Source organism: Streptomyces sp. DSM 106670 (assembly GCF_055792845.1).
On record NZ_CM147704.1, the window covers coordinates 2596681 to 2612787 of the forward strand.

14 protein-coding genes are annotated in these 16107 nt (G+C 72.3%); 4 read left to right on the plus strand and 10 right to left on the minus strand.

The features are described from left to right. Positions 1–46 precede the first annotated feature (46 nt). Together ACSMXR_RS11495 and ACSMXR_RS11500 are read right to left on the minus strand one after the other, a co-directional pair. Positions 47–958, minus strand: coding sequence for an ABC transporter permease (locus ACSMXR_RS11495; protein WP_030077599.1), 912 nt, complete (start codon positions 956–958; stop codon positions 47–49). Further along, entirely contained in the window at positions 955–3609 is a 2655-nt protein-coding gene (locus tag ACSMXR_RS11500) for an alpha/beta fold hydrolase (protein ID WP_473171787.1), read from the minus strand. The genes ACSMXR_RS11495 and ACSMXR_RS11500 overlap by 4 nt, the downstream gene beginning before the upstream one ends. 144 nt (positions 3610–3753) lie before the next feature. Between ACSMXR_RS11500 and ACSMXR_RS11505 the strand changes: the two genes are divergently transcribed. Both ACSMXR_RS11505 and ACSMXR_RS11510 read left to right on the plus strand, forming a co-directional pair. Next, entirely contained in the window at positions 3754–4179 is a 426-nt protein-coding gene (locus ACSMXR_RS11505; protein WP_137232976.1) for a GNAT family N-acetyltransferase, read from the plus strand. 566 nt (positions 4180–4745) lie between these two features. Further along, on the plus strand, positions 4746–5894 hold the full coding sequence (locus ACSMXR_RS11510) for a sporulation protein (protein ID WP_240805949.1): 1149 nt from the start codon (positions 4746–4748) through the stop codon (positions 5892–5894). Between the two features lie 6 nt (positions 5895–5900). Here ACSMXR_RS11510 and ACSMXR_RS11515 read toward each other — a convergent pair whose 3' ends face one another. The 6 genes from ACSMXR_RS11515 to iolC form a co-directional block, all read right to left on the minus strand. After that, positions 5901–6506 carry a DUF4291 domain-containing protein gene (locus ACSMXR_RS11515; protein ID WP_364884020.1) on the minus strand — a complete coding sequence of 202 codons (606 nt, stop codon included), beginning with the start codon at positions 6504–6506 and terminating at the stop codon, positions 5901–5903. A gap of 81 nt (positions 6507–6587) precedes the next feature. Further along, on the minus strand, positions 6588–8090 hold the full coding sequence (gene mmsA / locus ACSMXR_RS11520; RefSeq protein WP_137232973.1) for a CoA-acylating methylmalonate-semialdehyde dehydrogenase: 1503 nt from the start codon (positions 8088–8090) through the stop codon (positions 6588–6590). A 41-nt stretch (positions 8091–8131) separates the two neighbouring features. Then, positions 8132–10141, minus strand: a complete 2010-nt coding sequence (iolD, locus tag ACSMXR_RS11525) for a 3D-(3,5/4)-trihydroxycyclohexane-1,2-dione acylhydrolase (decyclizing) (RefSeq protein ID WP_473171788.1) — start codon at positions 10139–10141, stop codon at positions 8132–8134. Then, the gene (iolB, locus tag ACSMXR_RS11530; RefSeq protein WP_381908398.1) at positions 10138–11058 is read right to left on the minus strand and encodes a 5-deoxy-glucuronate isomerase; all 921 of its coding nucleotides are present in this window, start codon (positions 11056–11058) and stop codon (positions 10138–10140) included. The genes iolD and iolB overlap by 4 nt, the downstream gene beginning before the upstream one ends. Beyond that, on the minus strand, positions 11055–11966 hold the full coding sequence (locus ACSMXR_RS11535; RefSeq protein ID WP_218527468.1) for a Cgl0159 family (beta/alpha)8-fold protein: 912 nt from the start codon (positions 11964–11966) through the stop codon (positions 11055–11057). The genes iolB and ACSMXR_RS11535 overlap by 4 nt, the downstream gene beginning before the upstream one ends. Then, complete coding sequence (iolC, locus tag ACSMXR_RS11540) at positions 11963–13033, minus strand: 5-dehydro-2-deoxygluconokinase (protein ID WP_473171789.1); 1071 nt, start codon at positions 13031–13033, stop codon at positions 11963–11965. Before iolC ends, ACSMXR_RS11535 begins: the two co-directional genes overlap by 4 nt. Before the next feature lie 146 nt (positions 13034–13179). Between iolC and ACSMXR_RS11545 the strand changes: the two genes are divergently transcribed. Further along, on the plus strand, positions 13180–14115 hold the full coding sequence (locus ACSMXR_RS11545) for a sugar phosphate isomerase/epimerase family protein (RefSeq protein WP_364884037.1): 936 nt from the start codon (positions 13180–13182) through the stop codon (positions 14113–14115). A 60-nt stretch (positions 14116–14175) separates the two neighbouring features. Here the strand turns inward: ACSMXR_RS11545 and ACSMXR_RS11550 are convergent, their stop codons facing one another. Then, positions 14176–14694 (minus strand): DinB family protein, encoded by a 519-nt coding sequence (locus ACSMXR_RS11550; RefSeq protein WP_473171790.1) that lies wholly within the window; start codon positions 14692–14694, stop codon positions 14176–14178. 224 nt (positions 14695–14918) lie between these two features. Here ACSMXR_RS11550 and ACSMXR_RS11555 point away from each other — a divergent pair, with 224 nt between their 5' ends. Continuing rightward, on the plus strand, positions 14919–15110 hold the full coding sequence (locus ACSMXR_RS11555; RefSeq protein ID WP_010064909.1) for a helix-turn-helix transcriptional regulator: 192 nt from the start codon (positions 14919–14921) through the stop codon (positions 15108–15110). Between the two features lie 52 nt (positions 15111–15162). Here the strand turns inward: ACSMXR_RS11555 and ACSMXR_RS11560 are convergent, their stop codons facing one another. After that, on the minus strand, positions 15163–15927 hold the full coding sequence (locus ACSMXR_RS11560) for a class I SAM-dependent methyltransferase (protein ID WP_364884042.1): 765 nt from the start codon (positions 15925–15927) through the stop codon (positions 15163–15165). Between the last annotated feature and the right edge of the window lie 180 nt (positions 15928–16107).

A 16107-nucleotide genomic window follows, 5' to 3' on the forward strand; every position in this document is an offset into this window, starting at 1 on the left:
GGCAACAGGGGGCCGTCCGCGGACGGAAACCCGCGGAACATCAGGTTCAGGACACGATGTCCTTACGACTGAACCCCCGGAAGGCCAGCGCGAACAGAATCAGGGCATAGGTCACTGATACGGCCGCGCCCTTGATCATGCCGCCCCACTCCAGTTGCGGCTGGAGCGCGTCGGCCCAGGCGAACTGCCAGTGCGCGGGCAGGAAGTCGCGCCAGGAGCCGAGTGCGGTGACCGCGTCGAGCACATTGCCGACGATGGTGAGGCCCACCGCGCCGCCGACCGCGCCGAGCGGGGCGTCCGTCTTCGTGGACAGCCAGAACGCCAGGCCCGCGGTGACCAGTTGGGAGACGAAGATGAACGCCACGACGATCGCGAGGCGCGGCACCGTGTCCCCGGCGGCCAGCGCTCCCCCGGTGGGCAGTTTCAGCGGCCCCCAGCCGTAGGCCGCCGTGCCCGCCGCCAGCGCGACGAGCGGCAGCAGCACCATCGCGGCCAGGCTGAAGCCGAGCGCGACGACGAGCTTGGACCACAGCAGCCGGACGCGTGGCACGGGTGCGGCCAGCAGATAGCGCAGCGAGGACCAGCTCGCCTCGGAGGCGACGGTGTCCCCGCAGAACAGGGCCACCGGCACGACCAGCAGGAATCCGGCCGAGACGAACAGCGAGGTGGCGGCGAAGTTCGCGGCGGACTCGGTCGCCACGTCCATCAGGTTGATCCGGCTGCCGCCGCCCCGGCCCCCGCCGCCGTCCTCGCCGTCCGGCGTGCCGCCGATCGCGAAGGCGATGATCAGGATGAAGGGGAGGGCGGCGAGCACCCCGCCCATGAGCAGGGTGCGGCGGCGGCGCAACTGCCGCATGGCCTCGACGCGGAGGGGAAGCGTGCGCCCGGCGCGGTAGCCCGCGGCCTCCGGGTGCTCGGTCTCCACCCGGACCGCGGGCGGCTGGACGGGGGCGCTCATGCTGCTCCTCCGGAGATCAGGGTGAGGAAGGCGTCCTCCAGGCGGCGGTGCGGGCCGACGCCGGTGACCGGGACGTCGAGCCGGACGAGGTCGGCGACGAGCCGCGAGGTGGTGGCCCCGTCGAGGCGGACGAGGAGCCCGCGCCCGTCGTCGGTGCGGACGGCGGAGCCGATGCCGGGCAGCGCGGCGACCTTCTCCGCCAGCGGCTCGGACACCTCCTCGGCCGTGGTCACCAGGATCATGTCGCCGGATCCGGTGATCTCGGCGACGGGTCCGGCCTGCACGAGCCGGCCCCGGTCCATGACGACCAGATGGGTGCAGGACTGCTCGACCTCCGAGAGGAGGTGGCTGGAGACGATGACGGTCCGGCCCCCGGCCGCGTACCGGATCATCACGTCCCGCATCTCGCGGATCTGCGGCGGGTCCAGCCCGTTGGTCGGCTCGTCCAGGATCAGCAGATCCGGCATGCCGAGCATGGCCTGCGCGATGGCGAGCCGCTGCCGCATGCCCTGGGAGTACGTCCGCACCGCACGGGCCAGCGCGTCGCCGAGCCCGGCGATCTCCAGGGCCTCGTCGATGTGGGAGTCCTCGGCGGGCCGGCCGGTGGCCTGCCAGTACAGATCGAGGTTGGCGCGCCCGGAGAGATGCGGCAGGAAGCCCGCGCCCTCGACGAAGGCGCCCACGCGGGAGAGGACCGGGGCACCGGGGCGGATGGCCTGCCCGAAGACGCGGATCTCGCCCTCGTCGGGGGTGATGAGCCCCATGAGCATGCGCAGGGTGGTCGTCTTGCCCGCGCCGTTGGGCCCGAGGAGCCCGAGAACCTGGCCCTTCTCGACGCGGAAGGACAGCTCGCGCACGGCGTAGCGGTCCACGGACTTCGCGTACTTCTTCGAGAGCCCGGTGATCTGGAGCGGTACGTCGGTGAGTTCGGGGTCCGGGGCGGGCGTCGCGGTCCGCCGCCGGGCGGTGAGCAGGAGTGCGGCCGCGATGACGAGGGCGGCGGCCGGGAGGCCCCAGGTCCACCAGGGGAGGGTGGCCGCGGCGGTCTTCACGGCGGGTGCGGTGGGGATGGTCAGCGGTCCGTCGAGGGTGACGCTGTACGTGGCGGGCTCGGCCGGGGAGGCGTAACCGAGGTCCGTCGCGGAGAACACGAGGCGCAGCCGGTGTCCGGCGTCGAACTCGTGGTCCACGGCGGGCAGCGCCAGCTCGATCGGCTTGCCCTGCCGGTCGGGGGTGATCCGGTAGGGGGCGACGAGCTGGTGGGGCAGCACCTGCTGCCTGCCGTCCGGCGACACGTCGTACACCTTGCCGAAGAGCACCGCGTCCCGGTCGCCGTCAGCCTTTACGTTCACCGTGACGGTGGGCGTGCCGGTGACGCGTACGGGGGTGTCCAGCGGGGCGGACTCGAAGCGGCCGAACTGTCCGGGGAAGTCGAGCGAGAGCCCGACGCCGAGGGAGGAGAGCTGGGCGAGTCCGCCGCCGACGCCGGGCACGGCGGAGATGGCGGGCGGCGCGGCCCCGGCCGGGTTGCGGAAGGTCTTGGTCCCGCCGCCGAGCGCGATGTCCCGGCCGCCGCTGCGCAGCCCCGGGTAGGTGTCGCTGCTCGCCCCGCGCAGGAGGGCGGCGCCGTCGGTGGAGTCGACGCCGCCGGTCCGGCTGACGCGGAAGGCGGGCCCGGTTCCGGTGCCGGTGTCCTCCTTGAGATACCGGTCGAACCAGGAGCCGACCCGCCCCTCCACCCGGCTCGTCTCGCTGTCGCCGCCGTCGTGCCCGCCCGAGATCCAGTCGACGGACACGGGTGCGCCGTTGGCGCTGATGGCCTTCTGCATGGCGTCGGCCTGGCCGAGCGGGAACAGGGAGTCGGACTGCCCCTGGAGGAGCAGCGAGGGCACCTTGATGCGGTCGGCGACGGCGGACGGCGACCGTTCGGTGAGGAGCTTCACGGCCTCGGCGTCGGGCTTGCCGCTGACGGCGACCCGTTCGTACATCTCGCAGAGCCGCTTCTCGAACTTCTCGCAGCCGCCGCCGGTGGTGATGAAGATGCCGGCCCAGAGCTTCTTGAAGACCCCGTCGGGGAAGAGGGCGTCGGCGAGGTTCCAGTAGGTGATCACGGGCGCGATGGCGTCGACCCGTTCGTCGTGCCCGGCGGCGAGCAGGGAGACGGCCCCGCCGTAGGAGGCGCCGGTGAGACCGACCCGGGGGTCGCCGTTGCCGTCCAGCTCCACCTCGGGCCGTGTCGCCAGCCAGTCGATGAGCCGGGAGACGTCCTTGACCTCGTGGTCCGGGTCGTTGAGGGAGATCTTCCCGCCGGACTTCCCGAATCCGCGCGCCGACCAGGTCAGCACGGCGTATCCGTCGGCGGCCAGCTTCTCGGCCTGGGCCCGGACGTCGTTCTTGCTGCCGCCGAAGCCGTGCCCGATGAGCACGGCGGGCCGCTTACCGGAACCCTTGGCGTGGAAGTACGAGGTGTCGATCGGCACCCCGTCCATGCGCAGGATCCGGTCCTCGCGCTGCACGGCGGGCGGGCCGTCGTCGGCGACGGCGGACCAGGTGCCGCCGCCCACGAGCACGGCGAGCGCGGCGCCGACCGCGGCCCACCGGCCAGGTGTACGGGGCAGCAGACGCCGCCATCGAGCAGTAGGGGTCTCCATCCCTCGACCCTAAACGGAGGACGCAAGCCGGTTGAGTGCCGCCAGGGGGAGGTGAACGGCCTCCCTGAGAGGTACGCTCCGCCCCCGCCGTACTCCGGACGCGGTACGGAACGCGTACGGAAACCCTTACCCCGGGAGGCCATTGTGGACATTCGCCGCGCCACGACCGTCACGGAGCTCCTGGCCGCCGGCCACCTCTTCGACGCACCACCCCGCGAGCTCTGGGCCACCCGTTTCCTCGCCGCGGACGGTCACGTGATGCTGATCGCGTACGTGGACGGCGTCCCGGCGGGCTTCGTCTCGGGCATCGAGATGCTGCACCCGGACAAGGGCACGGAGATGTGCCTGTACGAACTCGGCGTCGACGAACCGTTCCGCCGCCGGGGCATCGGCAGGGCCCTGACGCTGGCGCTCGTGGACCTCGCCCGGGAGCGGGGGTGCTACGACGTGTGGGTCGGGGTGGAACATGACAACGCGGCGGCCCTGGCGACGTACGGGGCGGCGGGGGCGCGGGACGACGGCGGGTTCCGGGGGCTGGTGTGGGAGTTCGGGGGCGGTGCGTCGCGGTAGGCGGGGCGCCACCCGGCGGAACTATTTTCGGGAACCACGCGAGAAGATCGCATAGAGAAGGAATCCCACCGGCAGGTGAACTTTCAGCGTCACCCCCGGAGAGAGAATCACCGATAACTCGATCAGGTCGAACATTTTCGGACCTCCTTCGCTGAATTCACCGATGAGCGCACCGCCTTTCCGGCCTTGCCGACCGGCAGTCGCCGCTCCCTTCATGAGAGCGCGGGAGGCCGTGCGGCACAGGGCCCACGAGGGGGGCACACACATCGCGGACCCTGCTCACGGAGGTCTCTCGCCGGTACGCTGCGAAAGAAGGAGGAGGCGGCATGGCGGACACGCGAATACCGGAGCGTCAGAGGAATTCACTGCTCGAAGAGATCGTGGCCACATCGGGCATGAGCCACAAAAGACTTGCTCACCGGGTGAACGAACTCGGAGCCCGCGAAGGGCAGGCGGGCCGGTACACCCACACGTCCGTGGCCAACTGGTGCCGCCGCGGAATGATCCCGAAGGGACCCACCCCGCGACTCATCTGCGCTTCCTTATCGGAGGCCCTGGGCAGACCGGTGTCTCTCGCGGAGATCGGGATGCAGGGCGCGGAGCGCGATCCGAGTCTGCTGGGTCTGGAGTTCGCCCGGCGTCAGGACGACGCCGTGACCGAAGCAGCAGCCTATTGGAGCGCAGTGAACCGCCGTCAGTTCCTCACCCGTCAGACCTTCGCCGTCTCGGCTTTCGCCACTCCGTTCAGCCGCTGGCTCATCGACCCGGCGGAACCGACCCGGGCGCGCGAGACCGGCCCCCTGGTCGACCGGGCTCACATCGCGGAGCTCAGGGAGGCCGCCGACCATGCGCGCCAGTGGGACTCGCGCTTCGGCGGGGCGAACCGGAAGTCGGCGTCCCTCACGGAATACCTGTACGGGCGGGTCGCGCCGCTGCTGCACGGCAGCTATTCGGAGTCCGTGGGGCGGGACCTGTTCCGGGTCACGGCGGAGATGGCGCGGCTGGCGGGCTGGACGGCGTTCGACGCGGGCCGGCACGGCATCGCCCAGCGCCATTTCATCCAGGCGCTGCGGCTGGCCCGGGCCGGCGGCGACGCCGACCTGGGCTCGTACGTCCTCGCCACCATGGCGATGCAGTCGCTGATGCGCGGTTTCACGTCCGAGGCCATCGACATGGCGCAGGGCGCGTACCGGCGCGGGCAGACCCTCGATCCCCGCGTGGCGGGCTTCGCGAAGCTGATCGAGGCGCGGTCGCACGCCCGCGCGGGCGACGAGCGGTCGACGAGCGCGTGCATCGCGCAGTCGGAACGGCTGGCCGAACGCGGCACGGACGGTGAGGGGCCGGCCTGGATCGGGTTCTTCACCCAGCACCGCATCATCACGGACGCCGCCGAGGCCTTCCGCGATCTCGGCAACCACCGGGCGACGTTCGCGTGGAACGCCGCCGGCCCCATGCCGTCGGACGCCTTCGCCCGCTCCCGGAGCGTACGGCTCTCGGTGCTGGCCTCCGCGCACGCCCAGAACGGCGACCTCGCCCAGAGCCTGCACCTCGGACGTGAGTCCCTGAACCTCTTCACCCGGCTGGGAAGCCTGCGGGGAATGGAGTATCTGCGCGTCTACGGACGGTCGTTGGAACCGTGGCGCAGAGACCCGCAGGTGGTCACGTACCTCGCCGACGTACGCAGGGCGACACGCTCGCTGGCGGAGGTGGCCTGAGGCGGTTCAGGAGCCGACGGGTACCGGCCGGGGCGCGGCGAGGCCGAGCGGGGTCTCCACCGGCAGCAGGGCGGCGGCCCGGTCCCGCTCACCCGCCCGGACCGCGGCGTGCACCTCGCGGGCGAGCGGGGTGACGTCGCGTACGGACACGGTCCACTCGTCCGCGTACCGCCGGGCGGCCTCGCCGCTGAGGCCGAGCTGGAGGGAGCGGTACGGGAGCGGGTTCAGGTCGAGGTCGCGTTCGGGGTCCCACTGGACCCGGGCGGGGGCGGTGCGCAGGCTCCGCTTCCAGGACGCCCGGTCGGGGTGCACCTCGCGTACGTAGTGGGAGAGTTCGGCGTGCGCGAGGGCCCATTCCAGACCGCTCCGGTCAATCTCGACGGCGAGGACGACCTCCTGGCCCTCCTTCGTGCCCCATCCGCAGCGGTACATCATCCACAGGAAGCTGGGCTTGATCCAGGTCATCCGGTCGCGCTTCCAGGCCTCGGGGAACCGCCCGTCGCGGGCGGCGGGCAGCCCGATGGCGGGGCGGTACGCCTGGTAGACGGTGACCGTGGTGGCGGTGTGGAGCGCGCGGATCTCGTAACGGGGCGGGTGGGGCGGGGTGTTCATGGGCCCCAGGATGCGGGACGCGGGCGCGCCCGGGCATCCGGTTTTCGCCGGATGCCCGGGCGCGGCCGGGGGGTGCGTCGGTCAGTGGTTGCGCGGGAAGCCCAGGTCGACGCCTGCCGGGGCGTCGGCCGGGTCGGGCCAGCGGGTGGTGACGACCTTGCCGCGAGTGTAGAAGTGCACGCCGTCGTTGCCGTAGATGTGGTGGTCGCCGAAGAGCGAGTCCTTCCAGCCGCCGAAGGAGTGGTAGCCCACCGGGACCGGGATCGGGACGTTGACGCCGACCATGCCGGCCTCGACCTCCAGCTGGAAGCGGCGGGCCGCGCCGCCGTCGCGGGTGAAGATCGCGGTGCCGTTGCCGAACGGCGAGGCGTTCATGAGGGCGACGCCGTCCTCGTACGTGTCGACGCGGAGCACGCACAGCACCGGGCCGAAGATCTCGTCCTTGTACGCGTCGGAGTCGGTGGAGACCTTGTCCAGGAGGGACAGGCCGATCCAGTGGCCGTCCTCGAAGCCCTCGACCGTGTGGCCCGTGCCGTCGAGGACGACCTCCGCTCCCTGGGCGGCGGCGCCCGTGACGTAGGAGGCGACCTTGTCGCGGTGGGCGGCGGTGATCAGGGGGCCCATCTCGGAGGCCGGGTCGTTGCCGGGACCGATCGTGATCTTCTCGGCGCGCTCGCGGATCTTGGCGACCAGCTCGTCGCCGATCGCGCCGACCGCGACGACGGCGGAGATCGCCATGCAGCGCTCACCGGCGGAGCCGTACGCCGCCGAGACCGCCGCGTCGGCCGCCGCGTCGAGGTCGGCGTCCGGGAGGACGAGCATGTGGTTCTTCGCGCCGCCGAGCGCCTGGACCCGCTTGCCGTTGGCGGAGGCGGTGGCGTGGATGTAGCGGGCGATGGGGGTGGAGCCGACGAAGGAGACGGCGGCCACGTCGGGGTGGTTCAGGAGGCCGTCCACCGCGATCTTGTCGCCGTGCAGGACGTTGAGGACGCCGTCCGGAAGGCCCGCTTCCGACGCCAGTTCGGCCAGCAGGTTGGCGGCCGAGGGGTCCTTCTCGCTGGGCTTCAGCACGAACGTGTTGCCGCAGGCGATGGCCAGCGGGAACATCCACATCGGCACCATGGCCGGGAAGTTGAACGGGGTGATGCCCGCGACGACGCCGAGCGACTGGCGGATCGAGGAGACGTCGACCCGGTTGGACACCTGGGTGGACAGCTCGCCCTTGAGCTGGGTGGTGATCCCGCAGGCCAGCTCGACGATCTCCAGACCGCGGGCGACCTCGCCCAGCGCGTCCGAGTGCACCTTGCCGTGCTCGGCGGTGATCAGCGCGGCGATGTCGTCGCGGTGGGCGTCCAGCAGCGCGCGGTAGCGGAAGAGGACCGCGGTGCGCTGGGCGAGCGAGGAGGTGCCCCACGTCGCGTACGCGGCCTTCGCCGCCGCCACGGCCGCGTCGACCTCCTCGACGGAGGCGAGCGCCACCTGTGTGGTGACCGCGCCGGTGGCCGGGTCGGTGACCGGACCGTACTGCCCCGACGTGCCCTCCACTGTCTTGCCGCCGATCCAGTGGTTGACGGTCTTCGTCATGACGTACTCCTTCAGGCTTCAGGCAGGCGTGGGGGCCGGTCTCACAGGTGGCGGCGTCGGGCGGCGACCTGCCGGTCGTACTCCTCCCGGGCCTTGAGCGCCGCCGGTCGGCTCGCGGTTTCGGCTACCGGAACATCCCACCACGCCTGTGCCGGAGGCGGGCCCGACACTGTGTCGGGCGTTTCGGTCTCGACGTAGACACAAGTGGGGCCCTCCGCGTCGCGCGCCTCGGAGAGGGCTTTGCGCAGGTCGTCGACGGTGGTGGCGCGCAGGACCCGCAGGCCGAGGGAGGCCGCGTTGGCGGCCAGGTCGACGGGGAGCGGCGGGCCGGTGAAGCCGCCGTCGGCGTCCCGGTGGCGGTAGGCCGTGCCGAAGCGCTCGGCGCCGACCGCTTCGGACAGGCCGCCGATGGAGGCGTACCCGTGGTTCTGCAGGATCAGCAGTTTGAGCGGCAGGTTCTCCTGGACGGCGGTGACGATCTCGGTGGGGTTCATCAGATACGTGCCGTCGCCGACGAGTGCCCAGACGGGGCGGCCCGCACGTCCCTGGCTTCCGGTCGCGAGCAGGACGCCGATCGCGGCCGGGATCTCGTAGCCCATGCAGGAGTAGCCGTACTCGACGTGGTACTGGTCGCGGGAGCGGGCGCGCCAGAGTTTGTGCAGGTCGCCGGGGAGGGAGCCGGCGGCGTTGATGAGGATGTCGTCCTCGGTGACCAGGGTGTCCAGGAGGCCGAGGACCTGGGTCTGGGTGGGGCGCGCGGCGGGGGCTGGGGTGGCGAAGGATGCCTCGACCCGTTCCTCCCACGCCTCCTTCGCGCTGGTGTACTCCGTCTCGTACGCCGGGTCGACCCGGTAGCCGCGTCCGGCGAGCGCCGCCGTCAGCGCCTCCAGGCCCGCGCGGGCGTCGGCGACCAGGGGGAGGGCGCCGAGTTTGTGGGCGTCGAAGCCGGTGATGTTGAGGTGGAGGAAGCGGACCGCCGGATCGGCGAAGAGCGTGCCGGACGCGGTGGTGAAGTCGGAGAAGCGGGTGCCGATACCGATCACCAGGTCGGCGGTGCGGGCCAGTTCGTCGGCGGTGGCGGTGCCGGTGTGGCCGATGCCGCCGACGTCGGCCGGGTGGTCGTGGCGGAGCGCGCCCTTGCCGGCCTGGGTGGAGGCGACCGGGATGCGGGTCGCGGCGGTGAACGCGGCGAGCGTCTCCTCGGCGGCGCTGTGCCGGACCCCGCCACCCGCGACGATCAGGGGGCGGCGGGCGGAGCGGATCGCCCGTACCGCCGCTTCCAGCTCGTACGTGTCGGGGGCGGGCCTGCGGATGTGCCAGTCGCGCTCGGCGAAGAACTCCTCCGGCCAGTCGTACGCCTCCGCCTGTACGTCCTGCGGCAGCGCGAGCGTGACGGCCCCGGTCTCGGCCGGGTCGGCGAGGACGCGCATCGCCTGGAGGGCGGCCGGAATCAGCGCCTCCGGCCGGGTGATCCGGTCGAAGTAGCGCGAGACCGGGCGCAGACAGTCGTTGACGGACACGTCACCCGCGTACGGCACTTCGAGCTGTTGCAGTACGGGGTCGGCGGGCCGGGTCGCGAAGGTGTCGCCGGGCAGGAGGAGGACGGGCAGGCGGTTGATCGTGGCGAGCGCGGCCCCGGTGACGAGGTTGGTGGCTCCCGGGCCGATGGACGTGGTCACCGCGTGCGCCGAGAGCCGCCCGGACTGCCGGGCGTACCCCACGGCCGCGTGCACCATGGCCTGTTCGTTGCGGCCCTGGAGGTAGGGCATGCGGTGCCCGGTGCCGTTGCCGGTGCCGTTGCCGGGGGTGGTTCCGCCGGGGCTGCCTGGGCCGCCGCCCGCCGCCGCTTCCACGAGCGCCTGGCCGATGCCCGCGACATTGCCGTGGCCGAAGATGCCCCAGGTGGCGCTGATGAGCCGCTGCCGGCGGCCGTCGCGCTCGGTGTACTGCCGGGCCAGGAAGGCCACCAGCGCCTGAGCGGTGGTCAGCCGCCGGGTGGGACAGTGGGGGGTCGCGGTACTCGTCGGGCTCGCGGGACTCGTCGGGCTCAAGGCGTTACCTCCGGGCCGGGCGACGGATGCGCCGTGTACAGCGGGAGTCTGGCGTCGATCGGCTCGCCTGGCCAGGTGTCGCGGATCCAGCGGTGGTCGGGATGGTCGCGGATCAGCCAGGCGCGCTCCTCCCCCGGCCCGGCCATCACGTTCAGGTAGTACAGCGTCCGGCCGGGCGGGGCGATGGACGGGCCGTGCCAGCCGTCGGGGATGAGGACGGCGTCACCGCCGCGCACCTCGGCGAGGACGTCCGTACCGCCGTCGCGCGACGGGGAGACGCGGTGGTAGCCGAGACCGCCGTCCTGCACCTCGAAGTAGTAGATCTCCTCCAGTTCGCACTCCTCGCCCGGCACGTCCTCGTCGTGTTTGTGGGGCGGGTAGGAGGACCAGTTGCCGCCGGGGGTGAGGACCTCCACGGCGATCAGCCGGTCGCAGTCGAAGGTGTCGGCGGCGGCGAAGTTGTTCACCTGCCGCGAGCAGGTCCCGGAGCCGCGCAGCTCGACGGGTACCTCCGGCGCGGGGCCGTAGCGAGCGGGGAGTCGTCGCTCGCACTTCGCTCCTGCCAGGGCGAAGCGGCCTCCTGCGCCGGAGGAGATCTGTGCGTGGGCGTCGCGCGGTACGTAGGCGAAGTCGGACACCCCGCTGAACACGCTTTCCCGGCCCAGCAGTTCAAAGGTCCGACCTGCTGTATGCACCGTACAGCCACCGGCCAACGGCAGGACGATCCATTCACTACCGCCGGTGACGAGCGTGTGAACACCGCCCGGCTCCAGCTCCAGCACCCGCAGGGACGAACGGTCCCAGCCGGCCCGAGCGGGATCGATGTCGAGGGCGTACGCCCCGCGCGCGGCGCTGCCCGCCGGGAGGTGGAACGCGGGCTGCCGCCCTCGGCCAGGAGCGGGATGATGCGTCGTCATGCCCCCTCCCTACCCGTCCGGAGCAGCCCTACGGCGGTGTCGACGGCGCCGGCCACGTCCCCGTCGACCGGGTAGAGCAGCGAGCGCCCCACGACCAGCCCGCGCACGGTGGGCAGCCGCAGCGCGTCGCGCCACTTCCCGTACGCGGCGTCCTGGTCCTCGCCGACCTCGCCGCCGAGCAGGACGGCGGGCAGCGTGGAGGCCTCCATCGCCCGGCCCATGGCGTCGGGGTCGTCGGTGACGGGGACCTTGAGCCAGGTGTACGCGGAGGTCCCGGCGAGGCCCGACGCGATGGCGATGGAGGTCGCCACGGCGGCGGCGCCGAGGTCGTTGCGGAGGCGGCCGTCGACGCGGCGGCAGAGGAACGGCTCGACGAAGACGGGCAGCCGGTGCGCGGCCATCGCGTCGATGGTCCGGGCGGCGGTGTGCAGGGTGTCCAGCGAACCGGGGTCGTCGTGGTCGATGCGGAGCAGCAGCTTCCCGGCGTCGAACCCGTGGCGGACCAGGTCGTCGGGGCGGTACCCGGTGAACCGGTCGTCGAGCTCGAACGCGGCGCCGGCCAGCCCGCCGCGGTTCATCGAGCCCATCACGATCTTGTCCTCCAGGGCTCCGAGCAGGAGGAGATCGTCCAGGACGTCGGCGGAGGCGAGCACTCCGTCGACGCCGGGGCGGGAGAGGGCGAGGCAGAGCCGCTCCAGCAGTTCGAAGCGGTTGGCCATGGCGAGCGACCGGTCCCCGACGGCGAGCGCGCCGCGCGCGGGATGGTCGGCCGCGATGATCATCAACCGGTCGCCGGTGGTACGGATCAGCCGCCGCCGCTTCCGTCGCGCGGCGGCCTCGGCCACGGCTTCGGGCCGCTCGGCGCGCAGCCGGACCAGCTCGGAGAGCGAGGGCGCGAGCGGCGTCATGAGCCGGCTCCGGTCCGGGGGGCCGCGGGGGCGCTGGGGGTGGTCGGGGTGCCGGTGGCGGTCGGGGTGCCGGGGTCCGCGGTGACGGCGCCGGCCTCGATGGCTTGCTCGACCTCGTCCGGGAACGGCATCGCGGACGAGCAGGCGAGCCGGGAGGCGACGATCGCGCCGGCCGCGTTCGCGTACCGCACGAGGCGGTCCAGCGGCCACCCGGCGAGCAGCCCATGGCAGAGCGCGCCGCCGAACGCGTCCCCCGCGCCGAGGCCGTTGACCACCTCCACCGGCAGCGGCGGGCAATCGGCGGTGGCGCCGTCACGGTGGACGGCGAGCACGCCCTTCGGCCCCTGCTTGACGACGGCGAGCTCCACCCCGGCCGCGAGCAACGCGCGGGCCGCCGCGTACGGTTCGCGTTCGCCGGTCGCGATGCGGCACTCGTCGACGTTGCCGACGGCGACCGTGGCACGGGCCAGCGCCTCGCGGTACCGCGCGGGCGCCTCGGTGCTGTCGTCGCCCCCGTCCCAGAACATCGGCCGCCAGTCGAGGTCGAAGACGGTCGCCGTCGCCGTACGCGACGCATCCGCCGGGCCGGTGCCGCGCGCGTCGAGGGCGGCCAGCGTGGCGGACCGGCTCGGCTCGGCGCTGAGTCCGGTGCCCGTCATCCAGAAGATCCTGGCCGAGCGCACCGCGTCCAGATCGAGGTCCGGCGCGTGGATCTCCAGGTCAGGGGCCTTGGGCTGCCGGTAGAAGTAGAGCGGGAAGTCGTCCGGCGGGAAGATCTCGCAGAAGGTGACCGGGGTCGGATACTCCGCCACGGCCGTCGCCCAGCGGGCGTCCACGCCGAACCGTGCCAGTTCCTGGTGGAGATACGTGCCGAAGGCGTCCTGCCCGGTCCGGGTGATCACGGCCGTACGCCGCCCCAGCCGGGCCGCCGCCACCGCGACGTTCGTCGGGGAGCCGCCGAGGAACTTGCCGAACGTCTCGACCCGGGCGAGCGGGACCCCGACCTCCAGCGGGTAGAGGTCCACCCCGATCCGCCCCATGGTGATCACGTCGTACGGCTCAGGCATACGCATCCCTTCGGACCGCCGGTTCGCCCCGCCGGTGGCCGGCTGGTCCCAGGTCTAGTCCCCTCCCGGGAACCCTGTCAATATTTTGTCCGGACATTCGGACGAACCCTTGACACTCTTCCGCACCCGCCACGAGGCTGGGCGTTATGACCCCCTCCGTCCGCTCCTCGGCCCGCATCCGTATCGGCTCGGCTCCCGACTCCTGGGGGGTGTGGTTCCCCGACGACCCGAAGCAGGTGCCCTGGCAACGCTTCCTCGACGAGGTGGCCGAGGCCGGGTACGCGTGGATCGAGCTCGGCCCGTACGGCTATCTGCCCACCGACCCCGCCAGGCTGGCCGACGAGACCCGCAGCCGGGGGCTCACGGTCTCCGCCGGCACCGTTTTCACCGGATTGCACCACGGACCGGACGTCTGGGACCGGACCTGGGCGCATGTCGCGGACATCGCCGCACTGACCCGGGCCATGGGCGCCGAACACCTGGTCGTCATCCCCTCCTTCTGGCGCGACGACAAGACGGGCGAGGTGCTGGAGGACCGCACGCTCACGCCCGCCCAGTGGCGGGACCTGACGGCCCAGACGGAGCGGCTGGGCCGGGAGGTCCGGGAGCGGTTCGGGCTGCGGATCGTCGTCCATCCGCACGCCGACACCCACATCGACACCGAGGAGAACGTCAGCCGCTTCCTCGACGCCACCGATCCGGACCTGGTCTCGCTCTGCCTGGACACCGGGCACTACGCCTACTGCGGCGGCGACAGCGTCAAGCTCATCGAGACGTACGGGGAACGCATCGGCTACCTCCATCTCAAGCAGGTCGATCCGGAGATCCTGGCGGCGGTGGTGGCGGAGGAGGTGCCGTTCGGCCCGGCGGTGGCCCGGGGCGTGATGTGCGAGCCGCCCGGCGGAGTCCCCGCCCTGGAACCGGTCCTGGACGCGGCCCGCGCCCTGGACGTCGACCTGTTCGCGATCGTGGAGCAGGACATGTATCCGTGCCCGCCGGACAAGCCGTTCCCCATCGCGCGCCGCACCCGCGAGTTCCTCCGCTCCTGCGGCGGAACCCGCTCGCCCGGCCCGGCATCCTGAGGCCTCCGCCCCGAGACCTCCGATGCCCCGAAGGCCCCCGAGGCCCCCGAGGCCCCCGGGTCAGATTCCCGTGCGCCCGTCGACGCGTTCACGGATCAGGTCGGCGTGGCCGCAGTGCCGGGCGTACTCGCCGATCATGTGCGTGTAGATCCAGCGCAGCGTGACCTGCCCGCCCATGAACGGGCTGGTGTCGTCGAGCGCCCGGGCCGCGCAGTTCTGCCGGGCCGTCGCCACCTCGGCCTCCCACCGCGCGAGCGCCTGCTCGTGGGTGGAGTCCTCGGCGAGCTCCCAGCCGCCCGCGTGGCCCGGAGTCCCGCCGCCGGCCGGAGGGGCGAAGAGCGGTGGGACGTCCTCCTGGGCGAGCACCCGGCGGAACCAGTTCCGCTCGACCTCCGCCAGGTGCTGCAGCAGTCCGAGCAGGGTGATCGGCGAGGGCGCGGCGGCCTCCTCACGCAGGCCCTTCTCGGGCAGGTCGGCGCACTTCTGGGCGAGGGTGGCGCGGTAGAAGTCCAGCCAGCTCTCCAGAGAGGTGCGTTCGTCGGCGAGTGGAGGGGGCATCGGGCGTTCGGAAGTGCTCATGGTCCTCATCGTGGCACCCGGGTCCGACAGTGGCCGCGATCCGCAACACCGGCCCCGGTTCATCCTTTCTGCCACAGCAGTAACCGTTTCGGTACACATATCTCTGTTACGCGGGTTTTCTGTCACAGCCGGGCGACAGCCCCACCCGGCCTGCCGCCCAAGGTCGTTCAACCGAGCACAGGCTGAGTGATCGTCGGCTTGAGAAGTGCAGAGAGGTGTCACCGATGACGGACAGAACGCTCTGGTCCTACAAGGACATTGCCGCGCACATCCAGGTCCAGCCGGACACCGTCCGCTCCTATCGCAAGCACGGGCTCCTTCCGCCGCCCGACCAGGTGAAGAACGGGAAACCGTATTGGTACGGCGACACCGTCCGCGCCTGGGTCGCCTCCCGGCCCCGCAACAGGGGCCGTTGACTCCCGGCGTGGGCACCCCGGCGTCCCGGCGGCTCCAGGCCCCCGCTCCCCGCTACCCCTGGCCGGCGGCCCTGCGAAAGAGGGCCGTCCAGAGGAACGGCTCCCCGAAGAGCGGGGATTCGGGCGCCTCGTCGTTCATCCGGCGCAGTTCCCTCTCCTCCACCTCCGTCAGGCCGGAGAAGACGTGGCGCAGCTCGTCGTCCGTGTAAGCGAGCCCGCCGTGCAGCCCACCCGTCAGATAGAGCTCGGCGTCCGGCAGTTCCGAACCCATCCCGCCCTCCCCGGCGGCGAAGCAGGTGAGCGCGAAGTGACCGCCGGGCGCGAGGCAGCGCTCCAGGAGGGCGAGGTAGCTGATCCGGCGGTGGGGCGGCAGGTGGTGGAAGCAGCCGGAGTCGTAGATCAGGTCGTACGGTCCGGCCAGGGGCGCCCCCGTCGCCGTCAGGGCGAACGCGTCACCGAGGTGGAACCGGATGGAGCCGGCCCCCGCCTTCTCGGCCCGCTCCCGGGCCCAGGCCAGCGCCGCCGGGGAGAGGTCGACCGCGTCGACATCGAAGCCGAGCGACGCCAGGTGCAGCGCGTTGCGGCCGGGCCCACAGCCGAGTTCGAGCACACGGCCCGGGGTGATCAGCCCTTGGCGGACATACGCGTCGAGGTTCTCGTCGGGCTTGTCCGCGAAGAACGGCACCGGCTTCGACCGGTCCGCGTAGAACTCGTCCCACCAGGACGCGCCGCCGGCCGTCCACCGGTCCGCCTCCGGGGCGAACAGGCCGTCCATCAAAGCCAATACGTCGTCTGTCGTACGAACGTTCCGGTCCATCCGGGCCCCCTTTTCCGTTACGGAAATTTTAGGCTCGATGAGCATGAAAGCCCAGGTCAACGGCGCTTTGCCGATGCCGCCGACGGCCCTTTGGCGCCTTCCGGGGCGGGCGGGGAGCCCGGCCCCCGCCCGCCATCCGTTCGGTGCCAGGCTGGCCCGTCAGGCGGCACCCCGAGGCCA